Genomic DNA, 16,396 nt, shown 5'->3' with positions numbered 1-16,396 from the left:
TATGAAATCGCTTCGTATACTTCACCGCAGGTCAATCCTTCGAGTAATCACGCACCCGTGGAGGGATCAGTGACACGTCCACCGCTTCATAGGAGATTTGCGGACCTTCTGCTGTCCAACTGGCTTTGGTGGTCTTCAGGAACTCCTCATCATTACGTGTCGGGAATTCCGGCTTATAGTGCGCACCGCGACTCTCGTTACGCAGCAGGGCCCCGAGGGTCATGGCCTCGGACAGCTCCAGCATGTTCCATAGCTGGCGGGTGAAGGCTACGCCCTGGTTATTCCAGCGAGAGGTATCATTCATGTTGATGCTGCGGTAACGCTCTTTCAGCTCTTTGATTTTGCTGATGGTCGATTCAAGCTTCTTGTTCTCGCGTACGACCGTCATATTGGCGGTCATCCATTCGCCCAGCTCCTTGTGGATGACATAGGCATTCTCTGTGCCGGACATCGCCAGCAGAGACTCATATTTATCCGTCTGCGTCTTATGGAAGGTGTCAAAGACGGTAGAGGAAATGTCCTGTACCGATTTCTTGAGCCCTTTAATATATTCAACAGCCTTCGGCCCCGAAACCATGCCGCCGTAGATCGCAGATACAAGTGAGTTCGCGCCGAGCCGGTTCGCACCGTGATATTGGTATTCGCATTCCCCTGCCGCAAACAGCCCGGGAATATTGGTCATTTGGTTATAGTCGACCCACATGCCGCCCATTGAGTAATGCACAGCCGGGAAGATTTTCATTGGGATTTTGCGGGGATCATCGCCCATGAATTTCTCATAGATTTCGATAATGCCGCCCAGCTTCACATCCAGCTCCTTCGGGTCTTTGTGGGAGAGATCCAGGTACACCATGTTCTCACCGTTAATGCCAAGCCCCTGATCCACACATACGTTAAAAATCTCCCGGGTAGCAATGTCGCGCGGCACCAGATTCCCGTAAGAAGGATATTTCTCCTCCAGGAAGTACCACGGCTTGCCGTCCTTGTAGGTCCAGATGCGTCCGCCTTCGCCGCGCGCCGACTCAGACATCAGCCGCAGCTTGTCATCGCCGGGAATTGCGGTCGGATGGATCTGAATGAATTCGCCGTTGGCGTAATGTACACCCTGCTGGTAGACAGCGCTGGCAGCCGTTCCGGTGTTGATGACCGAGTTCGTTGTTTTGCCGAAAATAATTCCCGGACCGCCGCTCGCCAGAATCACCGCATCTGCCGGGAAGGTCTGAATCTCCATCGTCTTCAGATTCTGGGCACTGATGCCGCGGCATACCCGCTCGTCATCCAGGATCACCGAGAGGAATTCCCAGTTCTCGCTTTTGGTGACCATGCCTTCAGCCTCCCAGCGCCGGACCTGCTCATCCAGTGCATACAGCAGCTGCTGGCCGGTTGTCGCACCCGCAAAGGCTGTCCGGTGCCGCTTCGTGCCTCCGAACCGGCGGAAGTCAAGCAGCCCCTCCGGGGTGCGGTTGAACATAACGCCCATCCGGTCCATCAGATGGATGATGCCCGGTGCTGCTTCGCACATGGCTTTGACCGGAGGCTGGTTGGCGAGAAAGTCACCGCCGTATACAGTGTCGTCAAAATGCTCCCAGGGCGAGTCACCCTCGCCTTTGGTATTCACCGCACCGTTAATGCCGCCTTGCGCGCAGACCGAGTGCGATCTTTTGACAGGAACAAGGGAGAATAAATGTACATGCGCGCCGGATTCCGCCGCCTTGATGGTAGCCATCAGGCCGGCAAGCCCTCCGCCCACGATAATGATATCGGCTGATGCCATGATTGTTCCCTCCTAATTGTTATGCGGAATTTCTACCCGTATATTACATCCTAAGGTTCGTCCAAAGATGGACGCACTTTCTATATTTCTTTTAAATCAGACTGCGCAGCGACTGTACAGCCGAAGCCGTAGCCTGGAACTCATCATCACGGAAGGTGACCAGGGAGAACAGGAACATGAAGCTGACAATCACGAAAAGACCCAGGCAGATTACGGAAGATACTCTTTGGGAACGCGGCCCCACAGTAATGCCCCAGCTGATCAGGAACGACCAGAGACCGTTCGAAAAGTGGAAGCAGGCTGCCAGGATACCGATAATATACACAGCCAGCAGCAGAGGCTGGGTTACGATGTTATGCATGACACCGCCAAGCTCTTCGTGCTCCACCTTGCCGACCGCCACCTGAAACCGTGTTTCGTACAGATGCCAGACAATGAAAATGAAGGTGATCACTCCGCTAATCCGCTGCAGCGTATACCGCCAGTTCCGTTCAAGATTGAAACGGTTCAGGTTTGGCTTGGATTGATAAGCAATATACAGCCCGTAGACCCCGTGGTACAGCAGCGGAAGCCATATGCCGAACAATTCCAGGAAGAAGACGAGCGGCAGGCTGTTCAGCCATAACACGCTGTCCGTGAAACCGGAAGCGCCTCCCTCTACTGCCGAGAAATTCGTCAGCATGTGCTCCAGGAAAAAGAACCCGAGCGGGATAACGCCAAGCAAGGAATGAATCTTTCTGGAATAAAATCCTCTCATGCAAAGTGTCCCCTTTCCGATATAAAACAGCGTTTTCATTAATGAGCATACACCGCCGGGAGTACAGTTGAAACAGGGGGCATCAGGATTCGAAAAGCCCGTAAATTGTCTTTTTTCACCGCTATTCATTGTTTTCCCGGACTTTGCTGTATGTTTCACAATATGTGAATATCTTGTGTCACTTTTCATGTTACTCCTTTTTCTCTTATAAGGGAATTGCAATCTAATTATTAAACGTTATACAATAAACGCATAAGAATATTTTTAATGTGATAATAACTCTCATTTAGAACGTGATAATTACTGGAAAAGCCTTGCTATCCCTTGCTGGCAAAGGATACTTCCTTATAACGGATATGTCATTTATCACTTTCCATAAAAACTGAATTCTCGGGATTTGGCACAAAACTAAGTTTATGCTTACGAAGCGGGTTTTGTACGAAGAGGATTCAGGATGTTATGCTCACAAAACTAAGTCTATGCTTACGAAGCGGGTTTTGTACGAAGAGGATTCAGGATGTTATGCTCACAAAACTAGGGTTTATGCTTACGAAGTAAGTTTTGTACGAAGAGGATTCAGGATGTTATGCTCACAAAACTTTTAGGAGGAGCGCTTATGTTTGATGATCTGGATATTTTTGCTGCCGTCGTGGAGCATTCCAGCCTGAACCGGGCTTCGCGCCAGCTCAATTTGTCCCAGCCCGCCCTCTCCCGCAAAATCTCCAAGCTGGAGGAACGGCTCGGCGTTGCACTCTTCAACCGGTTCGGCAAGCGGCTGGAGCTGACGGAGGTAGGGCGCCTTACTTATACCTATGCGCTGGAGCAAAGGCAGCAGCGTTCCAAATTTCTGGAAGCGCTATCGAAGTTCAAGGAAGGGGAACCGCAGCTTGTAACACTCGGTGCCAGCCTAACTACACTCCAGACCACACTGCCGCCGCTGGTGAACGCCTACATGGAGAAATATCCGGCAGCCGAGCTGAAGCTGATCACCGGCAAGACGCATGAGATCGTCTCCTCGGTCAGCGAAGGCAGGTCCGATCTCGGAATTATCGCGTCCTCCACTCAGGAGCCGGGTCTGCGCTGTATCCCTCTGTTCGAGGATCAGCTCCGTCTGGTTGTCTCGGAGCATCACCCGCTGGCTCTGTCTGCGAAGCTGACCATGAGTGACCTCTCCCGGCTGCCGATGATCCTCTTCTCCAAGGGCACATGGTACCGCCGTATGACCGACGAGCTGTTTCAGCGCAGCGGTACCGATCCCGATGTGCGTATGGAGATCGACTCCTTCGAGGCGATCGTCCGGCTGCTGCCAACGATCAAAGCCGCGGCACTGCTGCCGAAATCCTATCTGCGCTCCGAGCTGCTGAACGGCGGCGGGCTGGTCTCGCTGCACATCAAGGAGCTGGAGCAGACCCAACGGACGACATGTCTGATCTATCCAAGTAACGGGAGCTTGAGCACGGCTGCACGCTGCCTCGTGCAGGTAACTGAAGCAGTGTTCTTGCCGGGACGGGAATAGCGATGCCTTGCTGCGCCTGCAGTTGAGTGCAGAAGGGGGAAATTGCGAGTGTTAACAGAAGATATAGTTTTAGACTGACCTTAGAAAATGAAACAGCGACAGCCAAGGACGAGATAATAACGTCAAAGACTGTCGCTGTTTCATTGAACTAAAGTTCCCCGTTAGTTCAATCTCTAACCCGACAACAACTTATTCTCTACCCATCGTGATTTTCCTTTTTTTAACTTTCTTTCCCGTTCGATAAACAGGCTGCCGACCGGCAAAGCTCGTCGGCAATCGGACAATGTTCTTGACATTAACAAATGACAAAAGCTTGATCCGGTAATAAATAAAGCCCGCAATTCAAGCAGACTTCATTCGGCTAATGTTCTTGTAATCCGACATCGGACGGCCTGTCACGTGGGTATAGTTTCCGAATAATGACCGTGACAACAACTTTTATTCCACTAAACCCAAAGAAGCCGCGATTTACGCGGCACTTAATGGGATAAAGTTCTTGTCAACCGACACATGGCTGTGACAGGTCAAGTTAAGAGATCCTAAGAGCTCTTTTCATTTACGTATTATATATATTTTCACATTCTTCCACGGTCGGTTGATAAAAACAGTGCTTCTTCCATCGTCCTACGAACGGCTGATCATACCAAGTTGGCGGACATGGTCCGGGATTTTCGAACGATCCTGGACGGAAATACCATAGGGAGAATTCGCCTGGCCAATTCCGCTCCCCATTCACAGCCCTCTGCGCCAGACGGCGTTCCCTGTCTCTTGCGTTTTGATAGTACATACCATGTTGTAACGCTTCGAATGCATGCGGCTGGTTGATCATTTGTGGAATTGTCCGGATTCCTGTAAAATCGGAGCAATTCGCTCTTATTCGGTTAATGCCAACATTTCCAACAAGGAGCATGCCCATTTCCCCTTCGGTCTCAGCTTCAGCTCGAAGCAACCTTGCCAACATATCAATATCCTGTTTCCTGGATTTTACGACTGCCATTGGCTCACCTCTTTAGATTTCTAGACTTATCATATTGTAGGTGAAGCGGATGTGTTACTCTGGCAAAAGAGAGAGCGATAATAAACAGCCGTTCCACCACACTCTTCTGCCCGTCAGCTTAATGAAGCATCGTCAGTCCCATATTTTATTTTCCCAGTCTACATTTATATTTGCCAAGTCTATTCCTTTATTTTCAGTAGAGAACTTTATTTTCTCCTGACAGCGAGTCCTGATGTAGATGCAGTCGGGAATGTGTATCGCAGGCCATTATCAGGCTGGCGGCAAAATGCAATCTTGGGGCTACGGACTACACAATGACAAAGTAAATTCCGCCAATATCAAAGATGCCTACTCACGGATATTCATCACCCTTACCTCGCTCCAAACACAAACAAACGCCCGGATGCGTATCCGGGCGTTTGTTTGTGTTTCTATCGTTTAACATAACCTATAGTAGTAGTAGCTCACAGCTCCACATTCACCGCTTCGTCCTCGAACTCCACTATGCTTGCATTGGAACCGATAACCACCATAATATCCCCCTGATGCACATGGTCATGGGCTGTCGGGGCGACAATTACACCGTCTTCCCGGTTCAGGGCAATAATGCTGCAGCCGTATTTGGCCCGCGTGTTGAGCTCAGAGAGGCTCTTACCATCCATACAGGCGGGAACAGTCAGCTCAACCACCTTGTAATCTTTGGAGAGCTCGATATAGTCCAGCAGGTTGGGCGTAGTCAGCTGATGAGCGACACGAATACCCATATCCCGTTCAGGAAAAATCACCCGGTCTACACCAAGCTTGGACAAGGCCCGTCCGTGAAGGATCGAAATCGCCTTGGCCACCACTTGCTTCACACCCAGTTCTTTCAGCAGAATCGCCGCCAGAATGCTCCGCTCCATGTTATCGCCAATCGCCACAATGCCGCAGTCGAAGTTGCGCACACCCAGTGAGCGCATGATCCCCTCATCCGTGGCATCCGCAACGACGGCATGGGTCAGCTGGCCGCTCATTTCCTCTACGCGTTCCTCATAATGGTCAATACCGAGCACTTCATAGCCCATGGCCATTAGTTCCAGGGCAAGGCTTGAGCCGAAGCGGCCAAGACCGATGATGACAAACTGCTGTGCTTTCATAATGTCCGTAACTCCTTATCCAATTATCATTTTGCCTTCCGGGTATTTATATAATTGCTTACCCTGTTTCGGCCCAATTGCATACGCCAGTGTTAGAAGCCCAAGCCGTCCGGCGAACATGGTCAGACTGATCAGGATTTTACCAAACTGGCTCAACTCCGGCGTAAGCCCCATGCTGAGGCCCACTGTAGCGAAAGCGGAGGTAGTCTCGAACAGTATCATAAGAAACGCCCGATCCTCCGTGGTTGACAGTATCATGGACACAGACACAACCAATAGAAGCGCCAGTAGCGTAATCGTCAGCGCCTTGAACACCCTTTCCTGTGCAAGCCGGTAGCGGAATAAGACAATATCCTCGCGGCCGCGCAGCATTGAGATTACTGCACCGATCATCAGGGTGAAGGTCGTAGTCTTGATACCCCCGCCTGTGGAGCCTGGTGAAGCACCGATGAACATCAGGATGACGATGAAAAATTGTGAGGCCTGACGAAGACTGCCAATGTCCAATGTATTCGCTCCCGCTGTACGCGGGGTGACGGATTGAAAGAAGGCAGCCCAGATTTTACCCCCGAAGCTCAGCGGCCCCATGGTCCGGGAATTGGTGAATTCAAATACAAAAATAACAACTGCTCCAAGTAAAATCAGCGCCGCCGTCATCGACAGAACCACCTTGCTGTGGAGAGACAACCTGCGCGTGTGCCGAAATTCCACCAAATCTGACATTACGATGAAACCGATACCCCCGGAAATGATAAGGAACATGACCACAAAGTTGACAATAGGGTCGTTTACATATCCAGTCAAGCTTCGGTAGTCTCCAAAGATATCAAACCCCGCATTATTGAACATCGATACCGCATGAAAAATACCAAAGTAGACAGCACGCCCCAGCGGCATATCAAATGCCCAGCGCAATGAGAGTATAGCTGCAGCCGCGGCTTCAATGACGAGTGAATAGATGAGCACCTTGCGGATCAGCCGTACAATGCCTTCCATGGAGCTCTGATTCATGGCTTCCTGAAGAATCAGCCGGTCACGCAAGGAGATTCTGCGTTTCAGCACCAGGGCGAACAGGGTCGCCATCGTCATGAACCCTAATCCCCCGACTTGAATAAGCAGCATGATTACAATTTGTCCAAACACAGTGAAATACGTACCTGTATCCACCACCACAAGCCCGGTGACACAGGTAGCCGAGGTTGCAGTAAACAATGCATCAATGAATTTGAGCGATACTCCTGATGTACTCGACATCGGAAGCATCAGAAGCAAGGTCCCGGTCAGAATGACGGCAGCAAAGCCAAGCACCAGAATCTGCGGCGGAGACAGCTTCAGAAATCTGAAATTTGTAATTTTTGGAATGGGTGAAGCCAACCATCTCATCCTTTCGCAACTTACGTAATAAACATACAAATTATAATCGTTATTACCCAACTTCACAAAGGTTCATTTTATATCCATCATTCCTGCTCTTGCTATTGTATGGTGTAAGATGGTACACTTCACTTATTAAGTGTATGGTATGTATCCATACACACATAACAACAAGGTTGGAGGAAGGAACCGATGGAGCAATCCTATGAGCTTTTACCGGAGCAATTCCAGATCAATCCTTCGCTCCCGATTTATGAGCAATTTGTTGACGCCATCCGTGGACGGATTGTAACCGGGCTCATCCCGCCCGGCTCGCGCCTGCCTTCTGTTCGGGAGCTGGCCGCGGGAAGAAGTGTAAATCCGACGACTGCGGCCAGAACCTACCAGGAGCTTGAGCGTATCGGTCTAATCGTCACCCGTCGCGGCCAGGGAACCTTCGTTACCCTTGAGGAGGCGGTCATTGCAGAGGCACGCAAGACGATCATGCGCAAGGCCGTCCTAGAGTTCAAGATCATAGCGGAGTCACTCGGACTCTCGGCAGAGCAAATGCTGAATTTCGATAAGGAGGATTCAAATGACAGACAATAACAGGCTTTCCGTACCCTATAATGAACCCGTGGCGGTGGAGTGCCAGGATGTAAGACTAACAGTGAAGAAAAAAATGATACTGGACGGGATCAGCTTTCAGATCCCAACAGGCAGCATTACCGGCCTGCTCGGACCGAATGGCGCAGGCAAATCGTCTCTGCTGCGTATTCTTGCCGGCCTGACCCTACCGGATTCAGGCTCTGCACAGATTTTCGGCAAGCCTTCGGGAGTTGACCGGCTCGGTGTACTGTCTATGCTGCCTGACCGCGCGAATCTTCCCGGCTGGCTGACTGTAGAGCAATGGCTTGGTTTTGCCCAAGGCATCTACCCGGACTGGGACGCAGACAAAGCTGAACAGCTGCTGCTCCAGCTCTCCGTCTCAACCGAGGTCCTCATTTCCGCAATGTCCCGGGGAGAAGAGGCACGTCTCCAGCTGCTGACCTGCCTGTCGCGGAAGGCACCGCTGATTATGCTGGATGAGCCGTTTACCGGCGTTGACCTGATTTCCAGAGAACGCATCGCCTCGGCTGTGGTCAGCGAGCTGGCGGATGGCGCCCGGACCTTTCTCATTGCAACCCATGATATCCGTGAGATGGAGCTATTGTTCGACCGGCTGATCCTGATGGGCGAAGGAAAAATCCAGGGCATCGAGGATGTTGACACTCTGCGCCGCTCCGGCAAATCAGTGGAATCCAGATACCGGGAAGTGTTCGCATGAGCGCGTTTAGAACACTAATCAACCTGGAATACAGCCGCTATGGTCCAGCCAGATTCAGCAAGAAGCAGCGCAGTCTGACTGTGATGGTCCTGTTCTCTCTGTTGCTGCTTCTCGGGATGTATCTCCCGGGCTTCAACACATCGCAGCGGTCTCCGTTCATAACCGTTGCCCTCCTGCTGTGGACCGTGAGCGTGGGCATCTCCTTTCTTCATATGGCCTCCTTTCCAGGGCAGCGGAATAGGGATTGGGTGCTTACCTTTCCCCACAGCCGGCTCACCCTGCTCTATGCCAAAGGGGCCAGCCTGCTTAGACACAGCCTCAATCTTACGCTCCTGTTGTATATAGAGGCGATTGTCCTGTACTGCCTTTCAACCTTTACAGGACGTTATACGCCGCTTCCCGCCGGAGAGCTGATCTATACCCTTACAGCTTACGTAATGTTCATCCTTGTTCTTCTGCCAATAGCCGTTGTATTCGGCCTGCTGGCGAGCCTCATCATGCGTCCCGGCAGAGTTGCGCGGGTGCTGCTCCTCCCGTATTCAATTCTCTGGATGCTGCCGTTTATTCTTATAGGGCTTCTCAACTCACAGGCTCTGGGCATTTATGATATGCAATATACAGCACCATCGTATATCATCCTCTATACAGCTGCACTCCTCGTTGTCGGGTGGCCGGCCTGTTATTTTCTGATGCCCCGGATTGCGGTGAACGGGCTTAGACAAATGGGGGAACGCAGCATCCCTGCGGCAGCATCCTCAAAGGCAGAGTCCGTCCGAAAACCGGAAAAGGACAGACACCTTTCGGCAAGGAGCCAATCACCATTCGTCACCCTATACAAGCTTGACTCCAGCCGTCTGCAACAGATGGAGAAGCATCAAGCTGTACGCATCTTGAAGCTTGCCGCTCCCGTTATTGCCATTGCGATGTTTTATTTCACCTCCGGCAATCTGAATGCGATGCAGTCCGCAATCCGTTTACCTTTCATATTTCCGGTATTGTTCGGTTCATTCTGGATGCTGCTGCGCAATAGCTTTGAACGCAAGCAATTACCCTGGTGGCTGGGATTCCCACAGAGCCGGCTGCGGCTGCTGCTGTCAGGGATTGCCGCTGTATGGGTTACAGTGATGCGTGTGAATGTGGTATTGGGGGTATCAGCTGTTGTTGGCCTTCTGGCCGGTCTCGCTGCAGGCAAGTCCAGTTTTCACGAGATGACCCAATATGTGTTCTGGCTGTTTTTCTCATTTCTGGTCTATACACTGGCCCTGACACTGGCACTTGGCCTGCTGCAAATCAGCTATTATCTGATGAGGTCACGAGCACTCTCCCTGCTGTTTTTGCCCGTCGCCTTTGCGGTTCCTTTACAGAGCAATCTGATCAATACATATATGTTCCCGGCATCTTATAGCAGCGGCTGGCATCCCGACTGGGCGTTACTCGGCTGGACTGCTCTATTGGGTCTGCCTTTTGCGGTATGCTGTATTCTTGCAGGCTCTAAATATTACCATCTTGTGCTGATGCAGAAGAATGAAGCCGTACGGACAAAACAAGCATAAGTACAGCTATCTTCACGTAAAAGGATAATACAGTATTTTTTTGTAAAAGGTCTGCCAGAAATACTATAATGAAAAATAACAGCATCATTATCATCACAAGGAGGCGTTACATGAATTCCGTCGGCCAGCCCCTACAGCAGCGGCCCCTTACTACCAGACTTATTCTTGCGGGTATTATCGGTCTCATCGTGTTCATTATGTTCCAGATCGCTCCCCAGCTCCTCGGGGGCACAAGTGAGTCTGACACCACCCCAATCAGCAAGAATGAGGCCCGCGAGCAAGCCGCCGTATTCGCAGCCAAGCAGCTTGGCCATCCGGAGTCCACAGGAGAAAAGTGGGCTGTAAGCTACCGGACCGACTCTTCTTTCTACGGCTATATGTCCCGGGAAAAACTTTTGGATCAATATTCCAAGAAGAAGCTCGATCAGCGTTATCCGTTCGATGTTTTTCATGCCGTGCTGCACGCTCCCGGCCAAGCCATCCCGATTTTGTCAGTGGATCTTAATATGTATACCGGCAAGGTCGTAGGCTTTGGGCGCGGCGAACATTCCGGCTTCAGCACGGGAACGGAGACAACTTCTGCTACCGCTCTTTCCAGCAAAAGCGCGGCCAGTGAGCCGGAGCTTTCACTTGAGCAGAAGGAGAACCTCGCCCGTCCCTGGCTTCAGTCTTGGGGAGCCAATCCCTCCAAGCTGCAAATCCAGGCGGATAGTGACAATTATGGACTGGTCTATACCGACAGCTCGGTCAAGGTTGGAGAATCGCAGCTGCAATACCGGTTCAAATTCCAGCAGGAACAGGTCTCGTATTTCCGGGCTGGATTCTCGGCTCCCGCCTGGCATATCAGCTATGTCAAAGATCAAACGTCCATGGCCACTTGGGTGACCGGGCTCGGCTATGGCATACCCACACTGGCACTGGGCATTCTGGCGTTGATCTACAGCATTCTGCGCAGAGGGCATACTTCGTTCAAGCGGGGGATCTTCCTCAGCGCCGCCCATTTTGTAATCATGCTGGTCAGCACCTATAACATGCTGCCGGAGGCCAGCGGAGACAGCCTACAGAGCCGTTTAACGGGCCTCATCACGCTCATCTTCTATATCTTCTACAGTCTGCTGATGTCTCTGATGCTCTACTTCTCGCTGGTGGGAGGCAACGGCCTGTGGCGTAAAGAAGAAGGTCTGAACCCCTGGCCGCGCGCCAAAGAACCGGGTTATGGCCGGTATGTGCTGGACAGTATGCGTGCCGGCTATGTCTGGGCCTTTATCCTGCTTGGCGTACAGACCATCATGTTCATTATCCTGTCATTCACCTTGCATAACTGGTCCACCACCGACGCCAGCCAGTCTCCATACAACATGAGATATGCCTGGCTGCTGCCTATTGTGGCCTGGCTTGCCGGGTTGTCCGAGGAAGCCATCTACCGTCTGTTCGGTATCCGTATGGTCAAGAAAATCGTTCGCAATACCTTCCTGGCCTCTCTGATCACCACACTGGTCTGGGCGTTCGGACACACCCTGTATCCGATCTATCCCATCAGCTCGCGTCCGATTGAGCTGACCGTGATCGGCCTGCTGTTCAGCTACATTTTCCTGCGCTACGGCTTCATCGCCGTTATGTTCAGCCACGTGGTGTTTGACAGCATCCTGATGGGCGCCACCTTGATCTTTATGAAGGAATCCGTAAATATCAGCGCGGGTATTGTCACCATCGTGCTGCCGTTCATCGTGGGTTATATCGTGTACCGGTTCAATCCGCCGCGCAAAGTGGAACAGGCTGAACCGGTGAATCCACTAGTATAACTCAAAGAGCACACACACAAAACGGCTGAGCCTCCTTATGATAAGGAGAGCTCAGCCGTTTCTGCATTGATGCATAAATGATAGTACTTTATAATGACGGTTCTTCATCCTTGAGGGCATCCAGAATCTGTGCAGCCAGCTTGTCGCCGATCGACAGCGGGCGGAAGTCCTCGATTGCGGCTTCCTTGATTTTTTTGAGGGACCCGAAATGCTTCAGCAGCAGCTTGCGCCGCTTCTCGCCGATGCCCGGAATGGAATCCAGCTTCGAGGTCACCATCGATTTGGCGCGCTGTTCGCGGTGGAACGTAATCGCAAACCGGTGAACTTCATCCTGAATACGCTGCAGCAGATAAAATTCCTGACTGTCCCGTGCCAGGCTCACCGGTTCGGCGGAATCCCCGACCAGCAACTGCGCCGTTCTGTGCTTGTCGTCCTTCACCAGACCGCAGACCGGGATGTACAGCCCCAGCTCATTCTGCAGAATGTCAATGGCGGAGGAGATCTGCCCTTTCCCTCCATCGACCACAATCAGATCCGGCTGCGGCAGGTTCTCCTTCAGCACTCGTTCATAGCGGCGGCGGATTACCTCGCGCATCGTTTCGTAATCATCCGGTCCCTGTACCGAGCGGACCTTGTATTTGCGGTATTCCTTGCGCGCCGGCTTGCCGTCTATAAACACAACCATCGCGGATACCGGGTTGGTTCCCTGGATATTCGAGTTATCAAAAGCCTCAATCCGGCTAAGCGACTCCAGGCCCAGGCTCTGCCCCAGGCTGCTGGCTGCACCGGAAGTGCGTTCTTCATCCCGCTCGATCAGGCGGAACTTCTCATCCAGTGCCACCCGGCCGTTCTGGCATGCCATTCCGACCATTTGCTTCTTCAAGCCGCGTTGGGGTACCAGTACCTTGACACCCAGCCATTCCTGAAGCGCAGCTGCACCGCCTGCTGCGTCCACGTTTCCTTCGGTGGCCGCCTCAGTCACCTCAGTCACCTCAGCCACCTCAGCCACCTCAGCTTCACCAGCAGTCTCAGCCGCGAGCCCCGCCACATTATCCGGCGTATCTTCGGTATCTGCCCCCTCAGCCTCATTGCTAACAGCCAATTGCGGTTTGCCTGATGCATCCGTGCCTTCAAGCACGGTTTCCGGCAGCAGAATTTCCTGCGGCAGCGCCGGGTTCTCGCTATAATACTGCGTTACATAGGAGATGAAATCGCTGTACGCCTCCCCGTAGAAAGGGAACACCGAGGAGTGACGCTGGATCATTTTCCCCTGACGCATATACAGGATTTGTACGCACATCCAGCCCTTGTCCACAGCATAACCGAATACATCGCGGTCTTTGGTATCAGCGGTGTTGATTTTCTGCTTCTCCATCAAGGCATCAATGTTGATAATCTGGTCACGAAGCTCCTTGGCCCGTTCGAAATACAGTTCCTCCGCGGCTTCCTGCATTTTTTTCTGCAGATCCTTCTTGACTGCCTCATGGCCGCCCCCCAAGAAACTGGCAATGCTCTGGGTAATCTCCTCGTAAGCAGACTTAGGCACTTCCTTCTCGCAGGGCGCCAGACACTGGCCCATATGATAGTACAGACAGACTTCCTTGGGCATTACACCGCATTTGCGCAGCGGATACATCCGGTCGAGCAGCTTCTTGGTCTGATGGGCCGCGTAGGCATTCGGATACGGTCCGAAATATTTTGCTTTATCCTTAATCACCCGGCGCGTAACCTCCAGGCGCGGATGAGCTTCATTCGTGATTTTCAGATACGGGAATGTCTTGTCATCCTTCAAAAGCACATTATAACGCGGCATATGCTTCTTGATCAGATTGCACTCCAGAATGAGCGCTTCCATGTTGCTGGACGTAACGATATATTCAAAGTCGACAATATTGGCGACTAGCCTCTGCGTCTTCCCGTTATGGCTGCCTGTGAAATATGAGCGGACCCGGTTCTTCAGCACCTTGGCCTTGCCCACATAAATAATCGTGCCCTCTTCATTCTTCATCAGATAGCACCCGGGCAGGTCGGGCAATAGTGCCAGTTTGTTGCGGATATTATCCATATAATCCATGATTTCTCCCCCACCTGTACAACACCGTGATAACTTAAGTTTAAGATATAAGTCGCTATGGGTTCAACCCCAAACCCCGGAATCCAACTTATTTCTGATACCACAAACATTCGTATATTTCAAAAGAGCGCGGTTTCCATTCGACGCACAAAGCGCCTTCGGATAAACCGAAGGCGCTTTGGAGGCAGGGCAGATGCCCCGGGGAAAACAGCATCATCTTACTGATGTTTGGCTACAATATTCTTAAGGGAATCCTTGGAGTTCAGTCCTACAACTTTATCCACAGGCTGGCCGTCTTTGAAGAAAATCAAGGTAGGAATACTCATGACTCCAAAACGGGAAGCCGTTTCCGGATTTTCATCCACGTTCAGCTTGGCAATTTTCACATCGTCACCCAGCTCGGTGGACAGCTCCTCCAGAATTGGGGCAAGCATTTTGCAAGGGCCACACCAAGGTGCCCAGAAATCTACTACTACAGTACCTTGACCTTCAACTTCACCCACAAAGGATTGGTCAGACACGTTCACGATAGCCATGATATTGTTCCTCCTTTAAGTTGTACGAAGCTTTCATCCGCTTCTATAACTCATAAGCCTAGTGTGGCGAATTCACTCCGAAATTATAACGGATAAAATGTTTCATGTAATATGATAACCAGATTACCATTTACCGACACATCCACAGTATAACATATTTACAGTGACTTTGTGTAATGTTTTATGAAATTAAATTGCATAAAATCAAATATTCCGCCGCAGTCTCTGCTTTACAACATTCCAGGGACTTCGTATACTTGAGGAAAGCGCATTAATTGTCAATGACTTCTCTCACACGTCTAACTGTAACCCACTAATTGCAGTCATGCAACTGCAAGGAGGAAAAAAGATGGATGTCAACGCGCAAGCACGTGATCCGCGGGAGCATGTCAACGAGGAGCCACGCAATGACCTGGGCGATTTGCTGGCTGGTTTCTTCGGAATGACGGGATTCATGACCGTTGTTTTCTTTGGTATGGTGATTATCAAGTTTTTGTCGGAGTAATTACCGGGCCATACCCCGTATTGCCTGCCAAAGCGCAAAATCCGGCCTTTTCCTATATGGAAGAAGCCGGATTTTGCTAATTTATAGGATATCTTTTATCTGCTCATTCCCCGCTGATTCTCCCCGTGAAGCGGAATCACATCCACAAACGGTGCAATCCGGTCCATCAGGCGCTGGCCTTTATAGATCTCCTCGCCGTCCTTGCTTGTAATACTCAGATGCTTCTCCAGCCCGTCCAAAGGATAGTTTGAAGTGTAAAAAGTCGGCTTACGGTTCATCCGGTGGTTCAGGATCGCACCCAGCACATGGTCACGGGCCCAGGGGTTGAGGTTCTCCGCCCCGATATCGTCAAAGATCAGCAGGTCACAATTCTTCATCGTGTCCACCATTTCCTTAAGCTTCTGATTATCCATCATAATCAGCTTGAGCTCCTCGATGAAATCAGGCATGTATACGATCACGCCGCTGTACCCGGCAATCGCCAGCTCATGCAGCATATAGCACATCAAAAATGTTTTGCCTGTTCCAAAAGAGCCCTGCAGATATATCCCCCGTGAGGTTAGGCCATTCTCTTTGGCACTGGCTATATAATCAAATATCCGGTTCACAGCTGAGACCCGGCGGGGGTCCTTGCCCATAATGTCAATCTCATCGTAGCCGCCGTTCAACACGCGTTCATCCACATAAAAGCTGCGGATACGCTTGCGGATGTTATCCTGGTTATCCCGGGCAATCTTAAGGTTGCAGGCTGTCTTCCGTTCGTACAGATCTGCCGTACCATTAACCGTCTCAACAGTAAGTTTGCTGTAGTGGCCCTGGAAATCATTCGGGCATTTCTCCAGGCCGGGACAATTCGCACAATGGCGGCTTTCTTCTACATATTGATACAGGCGGCTTAAATGAAGCCGCAGCCGCGACTCGTCCAGCTCAGGATGCTCTGCTTGAAGCTGCTTCACCAAAGGATGGTTCAGCAGGTTCTGCTCAAGATCACGGGAGCGCTGGCGGAGCGCGGAATTGTTCATCGAACGCAGCACTTCGCCCATAGACTCCATAGCCGCACCTCGCT

14 protein-coding genes are annotated in these 16,396 nt (G+C 51.3%); 6 read left to right on the top strand and 8 right to left on the bottom strand.

The window, feature by feature from the left end:
• Nucleotides 1-31 precede the first annotated feature (31 nt).
• Both sdhA and A3844_RS17735 read right to left on the bottom strand, forming a co-directional pair.
• A complete protein-coding gene (gene sdhA / locus A3844_RS17740) occupies nt 32-1,774 on the bottom strand; it encodes a succinate dehydrogenase flavoprotein subunit (RefSeq protein ID WP_074084063.1) in 1,743 nt (580 codons plus the stop codon).
• Between the two features lie 91 nt (nt 1,775-1,865).
• Complete coding sequence (locus A3844_RS17735; RefSeq protein WP_074108092.1) at nt 1,866-2,531, bottom strand: succinate dehydrogenase cytochrome b558 subunit; 666 nt, start codon at nt 2,529-2,531, stop codon at nt 1,866-1,868.
• Nucleotides 2,532-3,147: 616 nt separating this feature from the next.
• On the opposite strand from A3844_RS17735, the gene A3844_RS17730 reads away from it, so the two are divergent.
• Nucleotides 3,148-4,047 (top strand): LysR family transcriptional regulator, encoded by a 900-nt coding sequence (locus A3844_RS17730; RefSeq protein WP_074084062.1) that lies wholly within the window; start codon nt 3,148-3,150, stop codon nt 4,045-4,047.
• A 556-nt stretch (nt 4,048-4,603) separates the two neighbouring features.
• Here A3844_RS17730 and A3844_RS17725 read toward each other — a convergent pair.
• The 3 genes from A3844_RS17725 to A3844_RS17715 form a co-directional block, all read right to left on the bottom strand.
• Nucleotides 4,604-5,044 carry a cell wall hydrolase gene (locus A3844_RS17725; protein WP_074103019.1) on the bottom strand — a complete coding sequence of 147 codons (441 nt, stop codon included), beginning with the start codon at nt 5,042-5,044 and terminating at the stop codon, nt 4,604-4,606.
• A gap of 464 nt (nt 5,045-5,508) precedes the next feature.
• Nucleotides 5,509-6,180, bottom strand: a complete 672-nt coding sequence (locus A3844_RS17720) for a potassium channel family protein (protein WP_074087152.1) — start codon at nt 6,178-6,180, stop codon at nt 5,509-5,511.
• Nucleotides 6,181-6,195: 15 nt separating this feature from the next.
• Nucleotides 6,196-7,563 carry a TrkH family potassium uptake protein gene (locus A3844_RS17715; RefSeq protein WP_074108086.1) on the bottom strand — a complete coding sequence of 456 codons (1,368 nt, stop codon included), beginning with the start codon at nt 7,561-7,563 and terminating at the stop codon, nt 6,196-6,198.
• 183 nt (nt 7,564-7,746) lie between these two features.
• Between A3844_RS17715 and A3844_RS17710 the strand changes: the two genes are divergently transcribed.
• The 4 genes from A3844_RS17710 (at nt 7,747) to A3844_RS17695 (ending at nt 12,215) form a co-directional block, all read left to right on the top strand.
• Nucleotides 7,747-8,142, top strand: a complete 396-nt coding sequence (locus A3844_RS17710) for a GntR family transcriptional regulator (RefSeq protein ID WP_074108085.1) — start codon at nt 7,747-7,749, stop codon at nt 8,140-8,142.
• Nucleotides 8,129-8,860 (top strand): ATP-binding cassette domain-containing protein, encoded by a 732-nt coding sequence (locus tag A3844_RS17705; protein WP_074108084.1) that lies wholly within the window; start codon nt 8,129-8,131, stop codon nt 8,858-8,860. Before A3844_RS17710 ends, A3844_RS17705 begins: the two co-directional genes overlap by 14 nt.
• Nucleotides 8,857-10,413 carry a hypothetical protein gene (locus A3844_RS17700; protein ID WP_074108083.1) on the top strand — a complete coding sequence of 519 codons (1,557 nt, stop codon included), beginning with the start codon at nt 8,857-8,859 and terminating at the stop codon, nt 10,411-10,413. The genes A3844_RS17705 and A3844_RS17700 overlap by 4 nt, the downstream gene beginning before the upstream one ends.
• Before the next feature lie 110 nt (nt 10,414-10,523).
• A complete protein-coding gene (locus tag A3844_RS17695) occupies nt 10,524-12,215 on the top strand; it encodes a CPBP family intramembrane glutamic endopeptidase (protein ID WP_074108082.1) in 1,692 nt (563 codons plus the stop codon).
• Nucleotides 12,216-12,303: 88 nt separating this feature from the next.
• Here the strand turns inward: A3844_RS17695 and uvrC are convergent, their stop codons facing one another.
• Both uvrC and trxA read right to left on the bottom strand, forming a co-directional pair.
• A complete protein-coding gene (gene uvrC / locus A3844_RS17690) occupies nt 12,304-14,289 on the bottom strand; it encodes an excinuclease ABC subunit UvrC (protein WP_074108081.1) in 1,986 nt (661 codons plus the stop codon).
• A gap of 218 nt (nt 14,290-14,507) precedes the next feature.
• On the bottom strand, nt 14,508-14,825 hold the full coding sequence (trxA, locus tag A3844_RS17685) for a thioredoxin (RefSeq protein WP_020430371.1): 318 nt from the start codon (nt 14,823-14,825) through the stop codon (nt 14,508-14,510).
• Between the two features lie 349 nt (nt 14,826-15,174).
• Here trxA and A3844_RS32375 point away from each other — a divergent pair, with 349 nt between their 5' ends.
• Nucleotides 15,175-15,330 carry a YqzM family protein gene (locus tag A3844_RS32375; RefSeq protein WP_143013460.1) on the top strand — a complete coding sequence of 52 codons (156 nt, stop codon included), beginning with the start codon at nt 15,175-15,177 and terminating at the stop codon, nt 15,328-15,330.
• Nucleotides 15,331-15,425: 95 nt separating this feature from the next.
• On the opposite strand, the gene dnaI is transcribed toward A3844_RS32375, so the two are convergent.
• Nucleotides 15,426-16,382, bottom strand: coding sequence for a primosomal protein DnaI (gene dnaI, locus A3844_RS17680; protein ID WP_074108080.1), 957 nt, complete (start codon nt 16,380-16,382; stop codon nt 15,426-15,428).
• Nucleotides 16,383-16,396: the final 14 nt, after the last annotated feature.

This window comes from Paenibacillus helianthi (assembly GCF_001909055.1).
Taxonomy (GTDB): domain Bacteria; phylum Bacillota; class Bacilli; order Paenibacillales; family Paenibacillaceae; genus Paenibacillus_AQ; species Paenibacillus_AQ helianthi.
This window is presented reverse-complemented; position numbering and strand designations above follow the sequence as displayed.